This is a genomic window from Klebsiella sp. Sb-30 (assembly GCF_057652795.1).
In genome coordinates this window covers 3,752,724-3,769,513 of the sequence record NZ_CM172749.1, presented here as the reverse complement: position 1 = coordinate 3,769,513, position 16,790 = coordinate 3,752,724, and the positions used below count along the sequence as shown (strand labels likewise).

17 protein-coding genes are annotated in these 16,790 nt (G+C 55.6%); 1 reads left to right on the top strand and 16 read right to left on the bottom strand.

What is annotated here, in order from left to right; genetic code table 11:
- Positions 1-25 precede the first annotated feature (25 nt).
- The 7 genes from rlmH to leuS form a co-directional block, all read right to left on the bottom strand.
- Positions 26-493 carry a 23S rRNA (pseudouridine(1915)-N(3))-methyltransferase RlmH gene (gene rlmH, locus AC236I_RS17655; protein WP_015584895.1) on the bottom strand — a complete coding sequence of 156 codons (468 nt, stop codon included), beginning with the start codon at positions 491-493 and terminating at the stop codon, positions 26-28.
- A gap of 3 nt (positions 494-496) precedes the next feature.
- The gene (gene rsfS, locus AC236I_RS17650) at positions 497-814 is read right to left on the bottom strand and encodes a ribosome silencing factor (RefSeq protein ID WP_004859547.1); all 318 of its coding nucleotides are present in this window, start codon (positions 812-814) and stop codon (positions 497-499) included.
- Between the two features lie 221 nt (positions 815-1,035).
- The gene (locus AC236I_RS17645; protein ID WP_032716886.1) at positions 1,036-1,665 is read right to left on the bottom strand and encodes an adenosylcobalamin/alpha-ribazole phosphatase; all 630 of its coding nucleotides are present in this window, start codon (positions 1,663-1,665) and stop codon (positions 1,036-1,038) included.
- A gap of 102 nt (positions 1,666-1,767) precedes the next feature.
- Complete coding sequence (gene nadD, locus AC236I_RS17640; RefSeq protein WP_004859552.1) at positions 1,768-2,418, bottom strand: nicotinate-nucleotide adenylyltransferase; 651 nt, start codon at positions 2,416-2,418, stop codon at positions 1,768-1,770.
- Positions 2,411-3,442 (bottom strand): DNA polymerase III subunit delta, encoded by a 1,032-nt coding sequence (gene holA, locus AC236I_RS17635; protein ID WP_015584892.1) that lies wholly within the window; start codon positions 3,440-3,442, stop codon positions 2,411-2,413. The genes nadD and holA overlap by 8 nt, the downstream gene beginning before the upstream one ends.
- Positions 3,442-4,023 (bottom strand): LPS assembly lipoprotein LptE, encoded by a 582-nt coding sequence (gene lptE / locus AC236I_RS17630; RefSeq protein WP_004859556.1) that lies wholly within the window; start codon positions 4,021-4,023, stop codon positions 3,442-3,444. The genes holA and lptE overlap by 1 nt, the downstream gene beginning before the upstream one ends.
- Positions 4,024-4,037: 14 nt before the next feature.
- Entirely contained in the window at positions 4,038-6,620 is a 2,583-nt protein-coding gene (gene leuS / locus AC236I_RS17625) for a leucine--tRNA ligase (RefSeq protein WP_086817059.1), read from the bottom strand.
- 224 nt (positions 6,621-6,844) lie between these two features.
- On the opposite strand from leuS, the gene AC236I_RS17620 reads away from it, so the two are divergent.
- Positions 6,845-7,327 carry a zinc ribbon-containing protein gene (locus tag AC236I_RS17620; RefSeq protein WP_015584891.1) on the top strand — a complete coding sequence of 161 codons (483 nt, stop codon included), beginning with the start codon at positions 6,845-6,847 and terminating at the stop codon, positions 7,325-7,327.
- Positions 7,328-7,396: 69 nt separating this feature from the next.
- Here the strand turns inward: AC236I_RS17620 and AC236I_RS17615 are convergent, their stop codons facing one another.
- The 9 genes from AC236I_RS17615 to miaB form a co-directional block, all read right to left on the bottom strand.
- Complete coding sequence (locus AC236I_RS17615) at positions 7,397-8,122, bottom strand: amino acid ABC transporter ATP-binding protein (RefSeq protein WP_487608562.1); 726 nt, start codon at positions 8,120-8,122, stop codon at positions 7,397-7,399.
- Complete coding sequence (gene gltK, locus AC236I_RS17610) at positions 8,122-8,796, bottom strand: glutamate/aspartate ABC transporter permease GltK (protein WP_004859564.1); 675 nt, start codon at positions 8,794-8,796, stop codon at positions 8,122-8,124. The genes AC236I_RS17615 and gltK overlap by 1 nt, the downstream gene beginning before the upstream one ends.
- 2 nt (positions 8,797-8,798) lie before the next feature.
- Positions 8,799-9,539, bottom strand: a complete 741-nt coding sequence (locus tag AC236I_RS17605) for an amino acid ABC transporter permease (RefSeq protein ID WP_004859566.1) — start codon at positions 9,537-9,539, stop codon at positions 8,799-8,801.
- A gap of 163 nt (positions 9,540-9,702) precedes the next feature.
- Positions 9,703-10,611: an amino acid ABC transporter substrate-binding protein gene (locus AC236I_RS17600; RefSeq protein ID WP_015584889.1), complete on the bottom strand. Its 909-nt coding sequence runs from the start codon at positions 10,609-10,611 to the stop codon at positions 9,703-9,705.
- Between the two features lie 415 nt (positions 10,612-11,026).
- A complete protein-coding gene (gene lnt / locus AC236I_RS17595) occupies positions 11,027-12,565 on the bottom strand; it encodes an apolipoprotein N-acyltransferase (protein ID WP_004859570.1) in 1,539 nt (512 codons plus the stop codon).
- Between the two features lie 22 nt (positions 12,566-12,587).
- Positions 12,588-13,466 (bottom strand): CNNM family magnesium/cobalt transport protein CorC, encoded by an 879-nt coding sequence (gene corC, locus AC236I_RS17590; RefSeq protein WP_004859572.1) that lies wholly within the window; start codon positions 13,464-13,466, stop codon positions 12,588-12,590.
- A 101-nt stretch (positions 13,467-13,567) separates the two neighbouring features.
- Positions 13,568-14,035 carry an rRNA maturation RNase YbeY gene (ybeY, locus tag AC236I_RS17585; RefSeq protein WP_032688862.1) on the bottom strand — a complete coding sequence of 156 codons (468 nt, stop codon included), beginning with the start codon at positions 14,033-14,035 and terminating at the stop codon, positions 13,568-13,570.
- Positions 14,032-15,078, bottom strand: a complete 1,047-nt coding sequence (locus tag AC236I_RS17580) for a PhoH family protein (RefSeq protein ID WP_004859576.1) — start codon at positions 15,076-15,078, stop codon at positions 14,032-14,034. The genes ybeY and AC236I_RS17580 overlap by 4 nt, the downstream gene beginning before the upstream one ends.
- A gap of 152 nt (positions 15,079-15,230) precedes the next feature.
- Complete coding sequence (miaB, locus tag AC236I_RS17575) at positions 15,231-16,655, bottom strand: tRNA (N6-isopentenyl adenosine(37)-C2)-methylthiotransferase MiaB (RefSeq protein WP_004859577.1); 1,425 nt, start codon at positions 16,653-16,655, stop codon at positions 15,231-15,233.
- Positions 16,656-16,790: the final 135 nt, after the last annotated feature.

The window sequence follows — 16,790 nt, the reverse complement described above, 5'->3', positions numbered from 1 at the left end:
GCTGCTTAGTCTACCCTGGTCATCATTATTCACGGTGGTAAGGGTGGTTGGTGGTAATGCTCCACGCACGATACAGGCTCTCAGCGACCAGTACGCGTACCAGCGGGTGAGGCAACGTGAGGGTGGAGAGTGACCAACTCTGTTCCGCTGCTGCTTTACAAGCCGGAGAGAGCCCCTCGGGACCGCCGATAAGCAGGCTGACGTCGCGGCCATCCTGTTTCCAGCGCTCCAGCTCTCGTGCCAGCTGCGGCGTATCCCACGGTTTTCCCGGAATATCCAGGGTCACGATGCGATTTTTGCCTGCGGCTGCCAGCATCATCTCCCCTTCTTTGTCGAGGATTCGCTTGATGTCGGCATTTTTACCGCGTTTACCGGCAGGGATTTCCAGCAGCTCGAACGGCATATCTTTTGGAAAACGGCGCAAATATTCACTAAAGCCGGTCTGAACCCAGTCCGGCATCTTGGTGCCAACGGCCACCAGCTGCAGCTTCACGCATTAACTCCAGAGTTTTTCCAGCTCGTACAGACGACGGCTCTCTTCCTGCATAACGTGAACCATGACGTCGCCAAGGTCGACAACAATCCAGTCAGCGGCGCTTTCACCTTCAACGCCAAGCGGCAGCATTCCTGCGGCGCGAGACTCTTGTACTACGTGGTCGGCGATGGACATTACATGGCGCGTAGAGGTGCCGGTGCAAATAATCATGCAATCTGTAATGCTGGATTTGCCATGAACGTCAATGGCAACGATGTCCTGACCTTTCAGGTCATCAATTTTGTCGATAACAAAATCCTGGAGTGCTTTACCCTGCAAGAGTTCCCCCTGGGTGAGTGAAGATTGATAATAATAAACAGCCTGACAGTATACCTGAACTCGTCGAAAAGTCGGGATAAATGTCGGTCAGCAAGCGATGGCGGCGGCTATCATCCCATCCATCGCCCGTGATTGCATCGCCATTTTTGTAAAACAATTTCTGGAAACATCGTTTAGCCGATACGTCCAGGCTGCGGAGAATAACAGCCTGCTCTGACCTGTCAATGGTCTGCACGGAATTCTTCTTCCTTCTGCCAGCGCGCCTGGCTATTTAATACCCGCAGCGTGGCAAAATCAGCGTGCAGTTCGAGTTCGCTCCATGTGCCATGGGCGACAGGAAAATGCCACATGGCCTCCGCCGGCAGCTTCAGCAACAGCGCGATAAGCAGACTCAGCCCACCTTTATGGCCCACGATCAGCAGATGATCTGGCTGCGGATGGTGCGTCAGCTTCTCGGCAAACGTGCGGACGCGGTGGGCGAAATGCTGAAAACTTTCGCCGTTGGTCGGCGCCGCATGCTGCCAGTCCGCGCACCAGGCGGCATAGTTTTCCGCGTCTTCGAGCTGTAAGTCCCGATGATGGCGCATTTCCCAGTCGCCAAAAAACATCTCGTTGAGTTCGGGGACAATCTGCCGGGGGATATGCCGTGTGCCGAGCAGCAGGTCGGCGGTGATGTGGGTGCGTTCCAGTTCGCTGCAGAGCACGCGATCGAACGTTACCGCCTGCAGCAGCTGGCCGAGCGTTCTCGCCTGCATCATGCCGCGTTCGGTTAGCGGAGTCGGGGCGTGTCCGCTGTAAAGGCCGGCAACATTGGCCTCAGTTTCACCATGTCGAACTAACCATAATTTCACTGAATATACGCCTTCTGACATCATCAAGGGATGAGGGAGAGTATATGCGAATCGGCGCGCTGCTATTGTATCCGGCGTCACCAACGCTGGGGCAACGGCCGGTTAACAGTAGAGTTTTTGCTGATGGATATACGCCAGTACCGCGGCCGGCAGCATGTCAGCGCAGGATTCTCCGCGTTCAAGGCGCTGGCGGATAATCGTTGCCGAAATATCAAACCACGGGGTTTCCGCCAGATAGATGACCCCGGCGGGACGGCTGTGCAGCTGTTCTGCGTCGTGGGTTAAATGTTTGTCCAGCCACCGCTGATCCTCTTCCCGTTTCATCACCAGCGGGTAGCCCGGACGACGGCAAACGATCAGATGGACATTATCCAGAATCGAGGTGTAATTGTGCCAGGTCGGGAAGGTGAGCAGCGAGTCCTGACCAATAATGAACGCCAGCGGCTGGTCCGGCCCTTGTTCCTGTCGCCACTCTTCGAGCGTTTGTGCCGACCAGGACGGCGTCTGACGCCGAAGCTCGCGTTCATCGAGCACGAACAACGGTTTATCGGCAATGGCCAGCGCCAGCATCTGTTTACGCTGGGCGCTGGTGGCTTCAGGCTGCGGGCGGTGTGGCGGAACATTGTTTGGGACGATAATGACTTTGCCAAGACCGATCTGATTCGCCAGAACCTCGACCGGTTTGAGGTGACCATAGTGCACCGGATCGAAGGTGCCGCCGTACATTGCCTGCAACTGAGTCATATCAACCATCAATAAACACGTCTGCCAGCGCTTTATGGCAGAGCAACAAAGAAAGGCTCTCTAATTCCGGCCAGATGGCGCTGCCGTAATCCTGCTTGAAGGTGAGCTCCGCTCGGGTCAGCAGAGTCACGGCCTGGCGTAACTGGTCCGTGCTGAGGCGCGCGAGCGCATCGCTCAACAGCTGTCGACGGTTCTGCCATACCCGATGTTTATCGAACAGCGTACGCAGCGGCGTATGGGCCGACTGGCGTTTCAGGTTAACCAGCAGCAGCAGCTCGCGTTGAAGCGTGCGCAGCAGAATAGCCGGTTCGCTGCCTTCCAGCCGTAACTGCTGCAGGATATGCAGCACCCGTTTGCTTTTGCCAGCCAGCAGCGCATCCACCCAGTGATAGGGCGTGAAGTGGGCGGCATCGTTGACCGCCTGCTCGACGCGCGGCAGCGTGAGCTTGCCATCCGGCCACAGCAGAGAGAGACGTTCCAGCGCCTGCGCCAGCGCCAGCAGGTTGCCTTCGTAGCAGTAGCACAGCAGCTGACTGGCGGCATCATCAAGATGCAAGTGGTGCTGTTTTGCTCGCGCCGCCAGCCATCGTGGCAGCTGCGCATATTCCGGCGTCTGACAGCTCACCTGAACCGCGCGGCTGGCCAGCGCGGTAACCCAGGCGGCATTTTCCTGCGCTTTGCTGAGCTTATTACCGCGAACGATTAACAGCAGGTCGTCATGGAGCATGCTGACCAGGGTGGCAAGCTGTTCGTTAATCGCCGCGTTAGGGCCGTTTTCCGGCAGGACCAGAAGCAGCGTCTGACGGCTGGCGAACAGGCTCATGGCCTGGCTGAGTGAGAAGAGGGCGGGCCAGTCGGTGCTGGCGTCGATGGTCGCGGTATGGTGTTCGGTAAAGCCCTGGGTAGCAGCGGCTTCGCGAATCGCGTCCTGACTTTCCTGCAACAGCAACGGATCGCTACCGAGTAATAAATAGGCCGCGCGCAGCCCTTCGGTGAGCTGCGCGCGGAGTTGCTCTGGGTACAGCCGAATCATCAGTTACCCAGCGTGGTGGAGACGCGGTTGCCGGAGGTGGAAGTGGCGTTAACCGGCTTCTCTTCCCCTTTCGTGGCTTCGACATCAGCAACGTGGACGCTTGGCAGCTTACGAATCAGCTGTTCAGCGGCTTTGTCGTACATCTCCTGGACGATCATATCCTGCTCAGCGTCTTTCGCTAACGCCGCCTGCGGGTTATCGAAGAACGAGCGGTAGACTTTCGTCGAGATCGGATAGATATCATGACCCGGGATTAGCACGCTTGCCTGCACCGTCAGCACCATCTGATATTCAGCGGTACGACCATCCTGGAAAATGGAAGCCGTATCTTTCTGAATGGATGACGCATCCAGACGCAGGGACGGAATATCCTTGCGCAGCGTGCTGCCGTCGACGATCTCGACGCCATTCAGACGCAGCTGATTACGTACCGAACGACTTAACGGACCATTCGGATCGCTCGACTGAAAGATCATGGTTTTCATCGCGGTGGGGACCTGAGTGGTACTCCGCAGATGCCAACCGCATCCGGCGGTGATGAGCACCGCCAGAGATAACAACAATGTTGCCAGATATCGCACGCTTCCTCCTGCGCTTAGCCAACGACCAGGTTGAGCAGTTTACCCGGGACGTAAATCACTTTACGTACGGTTACACCGTCGAGATACTTCGCAACCAGATGTTCCTGGCCCGCACGTGCACGAACCTGTTCTTCGGTTGCATCGACAGGAACGGTAATTTTACCACGGACTTTACCATTAACCTGAACAACAACCAGGGTGGTATTTTCAACCATAGCGCTTTCATCGGCGACCGGCCACGGCGCGTTGTCGATATCGCCTTCACCGCCCAGCTCCTGCCACAGCGTGAAGCAGGCGTGCGGGGTGAACGGATTAAGCATGCGCACAACCGCCAGCAGAGCCTCACGCATCAGCGCGCGATCCTGTTCGTTTTCCTGCGGCGCTTTCGCCAGTTTGTTCATCAGCTCCATGATCGCGGCGATCGCGGTGTTGAAGGTCTGACGACGGCCGATATCATCGGTCACTTTGGCGATCGTTTTGTGGACATCACGACGCAGCGCCTGCTGATCTTCGCTCAGGCTGGCAACGTCCAGCGCGGCAACCGGGCCCTGAGTCGTGTGCTCATAAACCAGTTTCCAGACACGTTTCAGGAAGCGGTTTGCCCCTTCAACGCCGGATTCCTGCCATTCCAGAGTCATATCTGCCGGAGAGGCGAACATCATAAACAGACGTACGGTATCCGCGCCGTAGCGTTCAACCATCACCTGCGGGTCGATGCCGTTGTTCTTCGACTTGGACATTTTGCTCATGCCGGTATACACCAGCTCGCGCCCCTGCGGATCGTAGGCTTTTACGATACGGCCTTTTTCATCGCGCTCCACGGTGGCATCAACCGGAGAAACCCAGTTGCGCTCGCCGTTTTCGCCAACGTAATAGAAGGCGTCAGCCAGAACCATCCCCTGGCACAGCAGCTGTTTCGCCGGCTCGTCAGAGTTAACCATACCCGCGTCGCGCATCAGCTTATGGAAGAAGCGGAAGTACAGCAGGTGCATAATCGCATGTTCGATCCCGCCGATGTAAATATCGACCGGCAGCCAGTAGTTGGCGGCGTTTGGATCCAGCATTCCGTCATTGTACTGCGGGCAGGTATAGCGCGCGTAGTACCAGGAGGATTCCATAAAGGTATCGAAGGTGTCGGTTTCACGCAGCGCAGGCTGACCGTTAACGGTGGTTTTTGCCCACTCCGGATCGGCCTTGATTGGGCTGGTGATGCCGTCCATGACCACATCTTCCGGCAGAATGACCGGCAGCTGATCTTCCGGGGTCGGCATTACGGTACCGTCTTCCAGGGTGACCATTGGAATCGGCGCGCCCCAGTAACGCTGACGGGAAACGCCCCAGTCGCGAAGGCGATAGTTAATTTTGCGCTCGCCAACGCCCATCGCCGCCAGTTTGTCGGCGATAGCGTTAAAGCCCGCTTCGTAGCTCAGGCCATCGAACTCGCCGGAGTTGAAGAGGGTGCCTTTTTCAGTCAGCGCCTGCCCGGAGAGATCCGGTTCTGAGCCGTCTGCCGCCAGAATAACCGGCTTAATGTTCAGGCCATATTTGCTGGCAAATTCGTAGTCGCGCTGATCGTGACCCGGAACGGCCATGACGGCGCCGGTGCCGTATTCCATCAGCACGAAGTTTGCCGCCCAGACCGGAATTTCTTCGCCGGTCAGCGGGTGAATCGCTTTGTAGCCGGTATCGACACCTTTTTTCTCCATCGTCGCCATTTCTGCTTCGGCGACTTTGGTGTTGCGGCATTCGTCGATAAATGCAGCCAGCGCAGGGTTGTTCGCTGCCGCCTGCTGTGCCAGCGGATGACCCGCGGCTACGGCCAGGTAGGTACAGCCCATGAAGGTGTCCGGACGGGTGGTGTAGACGGTCAGCTTGTCGGCATACTCGTTAACGTTGAAGGAGATTTCTACCCCTTCGGAGCGGCCGATCCAGTTGCGCTGCATGGTCTTAACGGTATCAGGCCAGTGATCCAGTTTATCCAGATCGTTCAGCAGTTCGTCGGCGTAGGCGGTGATTTTGATAAACCACTGCGGGATCTCTTTACGCTCAACTTTGGTATCGCAGCGCCAGCAGCAGCCGTCGATAACCTGTTCGTTGGCAAGAACGGTCTGGTCGTTCGGACACCAGTTCACCGCAGACGTTTTTTTGTACACCAGGCCTTTTTTATACAGCTCGGTGAAGAATTTTTGCTCCCAGCGGTAGTATTCCGGGGTGCAGGTCGCCACTTCACGGCTCCAGTCATAGCCAAAGCCCAGCTTTTTCAGCTGGTTTTTCATGTAGGCAATATTGTCGTAGGTCCACGGGGCCGGCGCGGTGTTGTTTTTTACCGCGGCGCCTTCCGCCGGCAGACCAAACGCATCCCAGCCGATCGGCTGCAGAACGTTTTTGCCGAGCATACGCTGGTAGCGGGCAATCACGTCGCCGATGGTGTAGTTACGCACGTGACCCATGTGTAGTCGACCAGAAGGATAAGGAAGCATCGACAGGCAGTAATACTTCTCTTTGCTCTCGTCTTCAGTTACTTCAAATGTACGATGATCGTCCCAGTGAAGCTGGACTTTCGATTCTATCTCTTCCGGGCGGTATTGCTCTTGCATGGCAGCCAGTGGTCCTGTTTTCAATACAGCTACAAAATGTAGCCAATGGATGTGTTATCAGATCGGCATAGCATAGCCCAAACGCCCACGTCAAAACAGCCTTTCGCACATTAACATCGGCAAAAGCGGCGGAGACTATTTCGTGACTCTGTGGGCTAACTGGCAAAGCAGATGGCAAATAAGGTCTATTATTAGAAGAAGTTAACCACACCGGAGGCGAAATGATGAACAAGGTTGCTCAATTCTACCGTGAACTGGTGTCGACGCTCAGTGAACGGCTGCGCAATGGAGAACGTGATATTGACGCGCTGGTGGAACAGGCGCGGATGAAAATTAGCCAGTCTGGTGAGTTAACGCATCGCGAAGTTGAGACGCTGACCAAAGCGGTCAGGCGCGATCTGGAGGAGTTTGCCCGCAGCTATGAAGAGAGCCAGGACGAACTGACGGACAGCGTGTTTATGCGGGTGATAAAAGAGAGCCTGTGGCAGGAGCTGGCGGATATTACCGATAAAACCCAGCTGGAATGGCGCGAAGTGTTCCAGGATCTCAACCACCACGGGGTTTACCATAGTGGCGAAGTGGTGGGGCTGGGAAACCTGGTGTGCGAACACTGCCATTATCACCTGGCGGTCTATACCCCGGATATTCTGCCGCGTTGCCCGAAATGCGGCCATGACCAGTTCCAGCGTCGTCCCTTTGAACCTTGATACGCCGCGCTGAGGTGGCTGAATGAAATCAGGCGCGCACCTGCCGATGCGCGCCTGTAAAGTGACCCGTTAATGCAGAATTTTGGCGAGGAAGTCTTTTGCGCGATCGGATTGCGGATTGGCGAAAAATGCTTCTTTGTCAGAGTCTTCGACAATTTTCCCTTCATCCATAAAGATCACCCGGTTGGCGACCTTACGGGCAAAGCCCATTTCGTGCGTCACCACCATCATCGTCATGCCTTCGTTGGCCAGTTCAACCATGACATCCAGCACTTCGTTGATCATTTCCGGATCCAGTGCGGAAGTCGGTTCGTCAAACAGCATAGCAATGGGATCCATACAGAGCGCACGGGCGATAGCCACGCGCTGCTGCTGGCCGCCGGAGAGCTGGGCCGGATATTTATCGGCATGGGCGGAGAGCCCCACGCGTTCCAGCAGCTTCAGGCCTTTTGTCCGGGAAGCGGCTTTATCGCGGTTAAGCACTTTGACCTGCGCCAGCGTCAGGTTATCGATAATCGACAGATGCGGAAACAGTTCAAAGTGCTGGAACACCATCCCGACGCGGGAACGCAGCCTGGCAAGGTTGGTTTTTTTATCGTTGACCCGGGTACCATCCACGGTGATCTCACCCTGTTGAATAGGCTCCAGGCCGTTGACGGTTTTAATCAACGTTGATTTGCCCGAGCCGGAAGGCCCGCATACCACCACTACTTCACCTTTTTTCACTTCCGTGGAGCAATCGGTCAGCACCTGAAAGTGACCATACCATTTTGAAACGTTTTTCAGGGTAATCATTACACAGTCCTTTTCTTCAACCAGCTGACCAACAGCGATGCGCTGAGACTAATGACAAAATAAACGGCGCCTGCGAACAGGATCATCTCGACCTGGGTTCCGTCGCGCTCGCCGATGGTAGAGGCGGTACGGAAGAAGTCGGCCAGGCTGAGAACGTAAACCAGAGAGGTATCCTGAAACAGTACGATCCCCTGGGTGAGCAGCAGCGGCACCATGGCGCGAAACGCCTGCGGCAGAATAATCAGCTTCATGGATTGCCACTGGGTCATCCCCAGCGCCAGCGCGGCGCTCGACTGGCCGCGAGAGATACTCTGGATACCCGCGCGGATAATTTCCGAATAGTACGCCGCTTCAAACATCGAGAAGGCCACCATCGCGGAGATCAAGCGGATATCGCTCTTCGGCGACAGGCCCAGGACGTTCTGCAGGAAACCGGGAACAATCAGATAAAACCACAGCAGGACCATCACCAGCGGGATCGAGCGGAACACGTTGACGTAGGTCTTCGCAAACCACGCCAGCGGCAGGAAGCTGGACAGACGCATAACCGCCAGCAGGGTGCCCCAGACGATACCAAAAATGATGGCGGTCACGGTGATTTTCAGGGTGATAACCAGCCCGGCCAGCAGGTAGGGCATTGATGGGACGATAGAACTCCAGTCAAAATCGTACATGATTATTTGCCTCCCATATTGCCCGGCAGGCGGACCTTGCGTTCAACCACATACATCACCAGCATAATCACCGCATTAATAAACACATAGGCGAGGGTAATCGCGGTAAAGGATTCCCAGGCGTGGGCTGAGTAATCCAGCAGCTTGCCTGCCTGTGCCGCCATATCCGCCAGCCCGATGGTTGAAGCGATGGCCGAGTTTTTCACCAGGTTCATCATCTCCGAGGTCATCGGCGGCACAATGACCCGATAGGCGTTGGGCAGCAGTACGTAACGATAGGTCTGCGGCAGCGTCAGGCCCATGGCCAGCCCGGCGTTTTTCTGTCCGCGCGGCAGTGACTGAATGGCGGCGCGCACCTGTTCGCATACGCGAGCGGCGGTAAACAGCCCCAGACACATCATCGAAGAGAGGAAGAACTGAATATTCGGATCGAGCTCGGATTTAAACCACATGCCGATGTTTTCCGGCAGGAGCTCCGGCACCACCAGGTACCAGGTGAAGAACTGAACGATCAGCGGGACATTACGGAACAGTTCAACGTAGCAGGTGCCGATGCTGGATAACCAGCGGTTGGGGGCAGTGCGTAAAATGCCGAACAGCGAGCCGACGAAAAAAGCGATAATCCAGGCGCTAATCGACAGTGCGATGGTGACCTGAAAGCCGCTCCAGAGCCAACCCAGATAGGTGGTATTGCCGAACGGGGCCTGTTGCAGGAAGATTCCCCAGTTCCAGTCTATTGACATAAATGACTCCTGGAAAAAAAAGGGTAGCATCGCTACCCTCGAAGATCATTGTGCAGCCTGTTTCGGTATTCGCGGCGGCTGGGGAACGACCAGCCACCGTATAGTCTGTCCGTGCTGTCACAACAATCGGGAGGGCAGGATGTCCTGCCCCTTGTTTTTTTAATTAGTTCAGAGCTTTGTCGTTAGGGGTCTTGAACAGCGCCTTCATGTCGTCGGAGAGTTCGAAGTTCATATTCAGATTTTTCGGCGGGATGGGGTTTTTAAACCACTTATCAAACCATTTTTCCGCTTCGCCGGAGGTCTGGGCCGTGGCGACGGTGTCATCAATCAGCTTTTTAAACTGCGGATCGTCTTTGCGCAGCATACAGCCGTAGGCTTCTTTCGACTGGGCCGTGCCGACGATCTCCCAGTTATCCGGCTTCTTCGCTTTCGCACGTTCGCCGGCCAGCAGCGCATCGTCCATCATAAAGGCCACCGCGCGACCGCTTTCCAGAGTACGGAAGGAGTCGCCGTGGTCTTTGGCGCTGATAATGCGCATGTTCATTTTCTTCTCGTCATTCAACTTATGCAGCAGAACTTCGGAAGTGGTACCGGACGTGACGACAACCGCTTTGTCTTTCAGGTCCGGGAAATCTTTAATTGCACCGCCTTTTTTCACCAGCAGGCGGGTACCCACGACGAAAATGGTATCGGAGAAGGCGGCTTGTTTCTGACGTTCAAGGTTATTGGTCGTGGATCCACACTCGAAGTCGTAAGTACCGTTCTGCAGCAGCGGAATACGGTTTTGCGAGGTCACCGGAACCAGTTTTACCTGCAGGTCAGGCTTATTCAGCTGTTTCTTGATGGCGTCAACGATAGCGTTGGAGTAGTCCTGAGAGTAACCGACCACTTTTTGTTGATTGTCGTAGTAAGAGAACGGAACGGAGGATTCACGGTGGCCGACGACGATGACGCCGTTTTTAGCGATTTTGTCCAGCGTGCTGCCTGCTGCCGGGGCGGCATCTTCCGCATGCGCCAGACCGGCGGTCATACCCATGACCAGCATCGCTGTGGCCAGTTTACGTAATTGCATATCCAACTCCTTATCCTCAGCGTCATTGACGCTTTTGATACCCATTGTGAATGTGTGTGTGCGTTATTATGGCTGCGACACTGACACGCAGCATTTGTATGTGTTTGTTAGCATTTAGTTTGGCTTAATGTAAAGATTTTGCTGCTTTATTGTTTATTTTTGCGAAGTGCTCCGCACCATTTAAAGGCAAAAATCGTCCATTGCACCATGTTAGTGCCTGAGGTGAGCGATGCTGGTGCAACCGGGTTATACCAACAATAAATGTCGCCGCGACCTGAGAATATTAAGCAATGCTCGTGCCAGGTTGGCGAGTAGAGAGAGGTCAGAATGGTCAGAATAGAGAGAAGGGCGGCCCCGGCGACGGCTGCCGGCCGGGGCTATGCGGATCGACAATAAGATCCGCAGGCTATAACGATTAGCGACGACGCTGGCGCAGGCTCATGATCAGCGCGCCAAAACCCAACAGCGCGGTCAGCGCCCACAGCGGCCAGTTACCGGTACGGGCGTACGGGGTCAGGCCGGAAGTCGGAGTGACTTTCGTGGTCAGCACTGCGCGGGTGAACTGCGGGATCATGTCCTGAATTTCCCCACGCGGGCCGATGACGGCGGTAATACCGTTATTGGTGCTGCGCAGCAGCGGACGCGCCAGCTCCAGGGCGCGCATCCGCGCCATCTGGAAATGCTGCCACGGACCGATGGACTTGCCAAACCAGGCATCGTTGGAGATGGTCAGCAGGTAGTCGGTATCCGGGCGGAAGTTATCCCGCACCTGCTCGCCGAGAATAATCTCGTAGCAGATAGCCGCCGTCAGCTTCATGTTATGCGCCACCAGCTGCGGCTGCACGTACGGACCGCGGCTGAAAGAGGACATCGGTAAATCGAAGAACGGAGCCAGCGGGCGTAGAATGGACTCCAGCGGCACGAATTCACCGAACGGCACCAGATGATTCTTGTTGTAGCGATCTTTGGAGTCGTAACTGTAGGGGTTATCTTTGCCCAGCGTAATGATGGTGTTGTAGGTATTGTAACGGTTCTGCTTGTTAAGCCGGGCGTCGACAATACCGGTAATCAACGAGCTGTCTTTCGCCCGCAGCAGGTCGTCCATCATACTCAGGAAATTCTGCTGGTTGATTTCCAGATCCGGGATCGCCGACTCGGGCCAGACGATTAGCTGGGATGAACCCATATGCGGCTGCGTCAAATCCAGATAGATTTTCAGCGTATTCACCAGCTGATTTTCATCCCATTTCAGCGCCTGGGGAATATCACCCTGTACCAAAGATACCTGGGTAGCCCGTTCCGGCAGCAGTTGATACCACTGGATGTAGCGCAGCGGGAAGGGCAGCGCGAACAGCACGATAGCGGCAACCAACGGTTTCCAGCTGCGGTGAATGAGCGCAAGGACCAGCAGGCCGCTGACCACCATCAACAGGAAGTTAATGGCTTCAACGCCCATTACCGGCGCTAGCCCTTTCAACGGGCCGTCAATCTGGCTGTAGCCAAACTGCAGCCACGGGAAGCCGGTCAGCACCCAGCCGCGCAGGAATTCGGTGATTTGCCAGACAACCGGGGCAGCGACGGCGACGCGTATCCAGTTTGTTTTGGGCCACAGGCGCGACAGCAGACCGGCGAACAGTCCGGTATACAGCGACATATAAGCCGCCAGCAGTACCACGAGGAATACGTTGACCGGGCCGGGCATGCCACCGAACTGGGCAATGCTGACATAGACCCAGTTGATGCCGGAACCGAACAGTCCCAGGCCCCAGAAAAAGCCGATCCAGGCGCTTTGCAGCGGACGTCGGTTGAGGGTTAACCCCTGCAGGCCGATTAACGAAACAATCGCCGCAGGCCAGATGTCATAAGGAGAAAAAGCCAGCGTTCCGCTGGCTCCGAATAATAGCGCCAGCAGCAGACGTACGCGCTGGCGTTCGATGAGAGAGGCAAATACCATTTAGGTTAATCGTCCCGTGTAATTAATCTTCCAGCTTCGGCTGTGGCGCGTCATCAGGAAGTTTGACATGTACCTGGATGATACGTCGGCTATCGGCCATGGCGACTTTGAATTGGTAACCATCGATGTCAATAGACTCACCGCGCGCCGGCAGATGGCCGAAGGCCTGCATCACCAGCCCGCCAATGGTATCCACCTCTTCATCGCTGAAGTGAGTGCCATAGGCTTCGTTGAAGTCTTCAATGGAGGCCAGGGCGCGCACCGTCCAGGTGTGGCGGCTCAGCTGACGAAAATCGATATCTTCTTCTTCATCGTATTCGTCTTCGATCTCGCCGACGATAAGCTCGAGAATGTCTTCAATGGTCACCAGACCGGAGACACCGCCGAACTCATCGATCACGATAGCCATATGGTAACGCTGGGAGCGGAACTCTTTCAGCATGCGGTCAACCCGCTTACTTTCAGGCACGACAACCGCCGGGCGTAACACTTTTTCCATGCTGAATGCTTCGGAATCGCTGCGCATAAACGGCAGCAGGTCCTTGGCCATCAGAATCCCTTCAATGTGATCTTTATCTTCGCTGATGACCGGGAAACGCGAGTGGGCGGACTCGATGATCACATCGAGGCATTCGTCCAGGGTCTGATTGCGTTTCAGGGTAATCATCTGCGAGCGGGGGATCATGATATCGCGGACGCGCTGGTCGGCGATGTCCATTACCCCTTCGAGCATATCGCGCGTATCTTCGTCGATAAGGTCGTTTTGCCCGGAATCACGGATCAGCTCCAGCAGTTCATCACGGTTTTTCGGTTCCCCGTGAAAAAGCTGGCTGAGTAACAGGGAGAAGAATCCCTTTTTGCTGTTTACTGTGTCACTACTGTGTGAATTGTCGTCGCTCATGGCGTCGTGTGGGTTCTCATGTCAGTTAATTTGTCGCTCGTCGCGCGTGTGTTCAGCGCCGGACGGCATGGGGGCCGCTCGCCGGTTAAACCGGCGGCAGGCTATTCCTTCTCGGCAATGTACGGATCCTCATAGCCCAGAGCAAGCATTATCTCTGTTTCGAGGCCTTCCATCTCTTCCGCTTCTTCATCAATGATATGGTCATAGCCCAGCAGGTGCAGACTGCCGTGAATCACCATATGCGCCCAGTGCGCCTCCAGCGGTTTGTCTTGCTCTTTGGCTTCCTGTTCAACGACCTGACGGCAGATGATCAGGTCGCCAAGCAGCGGCAGTTCGATACCCGGCGGAGCTTCAAACGGGAACGACAGCACGTTGGTCGGCTTATCCTTGCCGCGATAGGTCAGATTCAGCTCATGGCTTTCGGCTTCGTCTACCAGCCGCACGGTCACTTCTGACTCCTCCTGGAACTGAGGAATGACGGCATCGACCCAGCGTTGAAACTGGGCTTCATCCGGTAACCCGGCGTTATCTTCGCAAGCCAGCTGTAAATCGAGAATAACCTGACTCATTTCTGCTCCTGTTCTTGGGCTTCGCGTTTGCGCTCGGCGGCCAGCTCTGCTTTACGTTTTTGGTCAGCTTCTTCCCACGCTTCATACGCATTCACGATGCGGGCTACCACCGGGTGGCGTACCACATCTTCGCTATGGAAGAAATTGAAGCTGATTTCATCGACTTCCGCCAGCACCTCAATGGCGTGGCGCAGACCGGATTTGGTGCTGCGCGGCAGGTCTATCTGAGTGACGTCGCCGGTGATCACCGCTTTTGAGTTAAAACCGATACGGGTCAGGAACATCTTCATCTGTTCGATGGTGGTGTTCTGGCTTTCATCGAGAATAATAAACGCATCGTTCAGCGTACGGCCGCGCATATAGGCCAGCGGCGCGACTTCGATCACGTTGCGCTCAATCAGCTTCTCGACCTTCTCAAAGCCGAGCATTTCGAACAACGCATCGTACAGCGGGCGCAGGTACGGATCGACTTTCTGGCTCAGGTCGCCGGGCAGGAAGCCGAGCTTTTCCCCGGCTTCGACGGCAGGGCGGGTCAGCAGAATACGGCGTACGTCCTGGCGTTCGAGCGCGTCGACCGCTGCGGCTACCGCAAGATAGGTTTTCCCGGTCCCGGCAGGGCCGACGCCGAAGGTAATATCATGATCGAGAATGTTGGCGATGTACTGCGCCTGGTTTGGCGTACGCGGCTTAATCACGCCACGCCGGGTCTTGATATTGACGGCCTTACCGTACTCCGGCACGCTTTCGGCGCTTTGTTCCAGCACCCGCGCCTCTTTGATGGCCAGATGAATCTGTTCCGGTTCAATATCCTGAATCTGTCCGCGCATCGGCGCAGTATCGACGTACAGGCTGCGCAGGATATCGGCTGCCGCGTTCACGCATATCATGCGCCCGGTCAGTTTAAAGTGATTGTCACGGCGATTAATTTCGATGCCTAATCGGCGTTCCAGCTGTTTGATGTTGTCGTCAAACGGGCCACACAGCCCCAGCAGGCGTGCGTTATCCGCTGGCTCCAGGGTAATTTCACGGGTTTCTATGTTCAAGCTGTTCCTCTTTACGCGTTTTGCCGGACAGCGAACGTCTCCGGCCAGTAAGGAAATTATTCACGTCATGGGAATATGGCGCAAGCATTGCGATGAATATTGGGTCGGGGAGAGGAAATACAAGGCCTGCCGGGGCGGCAGGCCTGAACGGATCACGGCTGATAGGTTCCGACGCCGAGGTCGTTTTCTTTGCGGGTGCGGGCGATAACGGATTCCGGAGATTCCGCGATACGCAGCCCCATTTCCTCTTCGGTACGCACAATTTTACCGCGCAGCGAGTTGGTGTAGACGTCAACGATTTCGACATCGACGAACTTACCGACCATATCCGGGGTGCCTTCGAAGTTGACTACCCGGTTGTTCTCGGTGCGTCCTGAGAGCTCCATGATGCTTTTACGGGAGGTGCCTTCAACCAGAATGCGCTGGGTGGTGCCAAGCATGCGGCGGCTCCACGCCATCGCCTGCTGGTTGATGCGCTCCTGCAGAATATACAGGCGCTGCTTCTTGTCCTTTTCCGGGACGTCGTCGACCATATCCGCCGCCGGAGTGCCCGGACGGGCAGAGAAGATAAAGCTGTAGCTCATGTCATGATTGACATCGGCAATCAGCTTCATGGTCTTCTCGAAATCTTCATTGGTTTCGCCAGGGAAGCCAACGATAAAGTCGGAGCTAATCTGGATATTCGGGCGCGCTTCGTACAGCTTGCGGATAATCGCTTTGTATTCCAGCGCCGTGTGGGTACGTCCCATCAGGTTCAGCACCCGATCGGAACCGCTCTGCACCGGCAAGTGCAGGAAGCTCACCAGCTCCGGCGTATCGCGATAAACATCGATGATGTCATCGGTAAACTCGATCGGGTGGCTGGTGGTAAAGCGAATGCGGTCGATACCGTCGATCGCCGCCACCAGACGCAGCAGATCGGCAAAACTGCCGGTCGTTCCGTCGTAGTTCTCGCCACGCCATGCATTGACGTTTTGACCCAGCAGGTTGACTTCACGGACCCCCTGAGCGGCCAGCTGAGCGATTTCAAACAGAATATCGTCGCAGGGGCGGCTGACTTCTTCACCGCGGGTGTAAGGCACCACGCAGTAAGTACAGTATTTATTGCAGCCTTCCATGATGGAGACGAATGCCGTTGGGCCTTCGGCGCGCGGTTCCGGCAGGCGGTCGAATTTTTCGATTTCGGGGAAACTGACGTCTACAACCGGACTGCGGTTGCCGCGAACGGAGTTGATCATCTCCGGCAGGCGATGGAGCGTCTGCGGCCCGAAAATAATATCGACGTAGTGGGCGCGTTGGCGAATATGGTGGCCTTCCTGAGAGGCGACACAACCGCCGACGCCAATAATCAGGTCGGGATTCTTCTCTTTCAGTAGCTTCCAGCGGCCTAACTGATGGAAGACTTTTTCCTGAGCCTTCTCACGGATTGAGCAGGTATTGAGCAGCAGCACATCCGCTTCTTCCGCCACTTCGGTCAGTTGATACCCGTGCGTGGCATCCAGCAGATCGGCCATCTTTGATGAATCATATTCGTTCATCTGACAGCCCCAGGTTTTAATATGGAGTTTTTTTGTCATCGACTTGCTCATGCTTAAGTATATATACCCAAAGCTATTTTCTTCACCGGGAATGACTCTGCAATGTGAAGGATAGCGGGTATAAAGCCAGGATTGCAGGGCGCGTATTGTAATGCTTTGGTCGCGCCCTGACCA

Bases quoted from the DNA above. Each gene is read 5' to 3' on its own strand.
- nadD (WP_004859552.1), bottom strand. From the start codon at position 2,418: ATGGTTGATATGACTCAGTTGCAGGCAATGTACGGCGGCACCTTCGAT.
- holA (WP_015584892.1), bottom strand. From the start codon at position 3,442: ATGATTCGGCTGTACCCAGAGCAACTCCGCGCGCAGCTCACCGAAGGG.
- leuS (WP_086817059.1), bottom strand. From the start codon at position 6,620: ATGCAAGAGCAATACCGCCCGGAAGAGATAGAATCGAAAGTCCAGCTT.
- AC236I_RS17620 (WP_015584891.1), top strand. From the start codon at position 6,845: ATGAACAAGGTTGCTCAATTCTACCGTGAACTGGTGTCGACGCTCAGT.
- AC236I_RS17615 (WP_487608562.1), bottom strand. From the start codon at position 8,122: ATGATTACCCTGAAAAACGTTTCAAAATGGTATGGTCACTTTCAGGTG.
- gltK (WP_004859564.1), bottom strand. From the start codon at position 8,796: ATGTACGATTTTGACTGGAGTTCTATCGTCCCATCAATGCCCTACCTG.
- AC236I_RS17605 (WP_004859566.1), bottom strand. From the start codon at position 9,539: ATGTCAATAGACTGGAACTGGGGAATCTTCCTGCAACAGGCCCCGTTC.
- AC236I_RS17600 (WP_015584889.1), bottom strand. From the start codon at position 10,611: ATGCAATTACGTAAACTGGCCACAGCGATGCTGGTCATGGGTATGACC.
- lnt (WP_004859570.1), bottom strand. From the start codon at position 12,565: ATGGTATTTGCCTCTCTCATCGAACGCCAGCGCGTACGTCTGCTGCTG.
- corC (WP_004859572.1), bottom strand. From the start codon at position 13,466: ATGAGCGACGACAATTCACACAGTAGTGACACAGTAAACAGCAAAAAG.
- ybeY (WP_032688862.1), bottom strand. From the start codon at position 14,035: ATGAGTCAGGTTATTCTCGATTTACAGCTGGCTTGCGAAGATAACGCC.
- miaB (WP_004859577.1), bottom strand. From the start codon at position 16,655: ATGACAAAAAAACTCCATATTAAAACCTGGGGCTGTCAGATGAACGAA.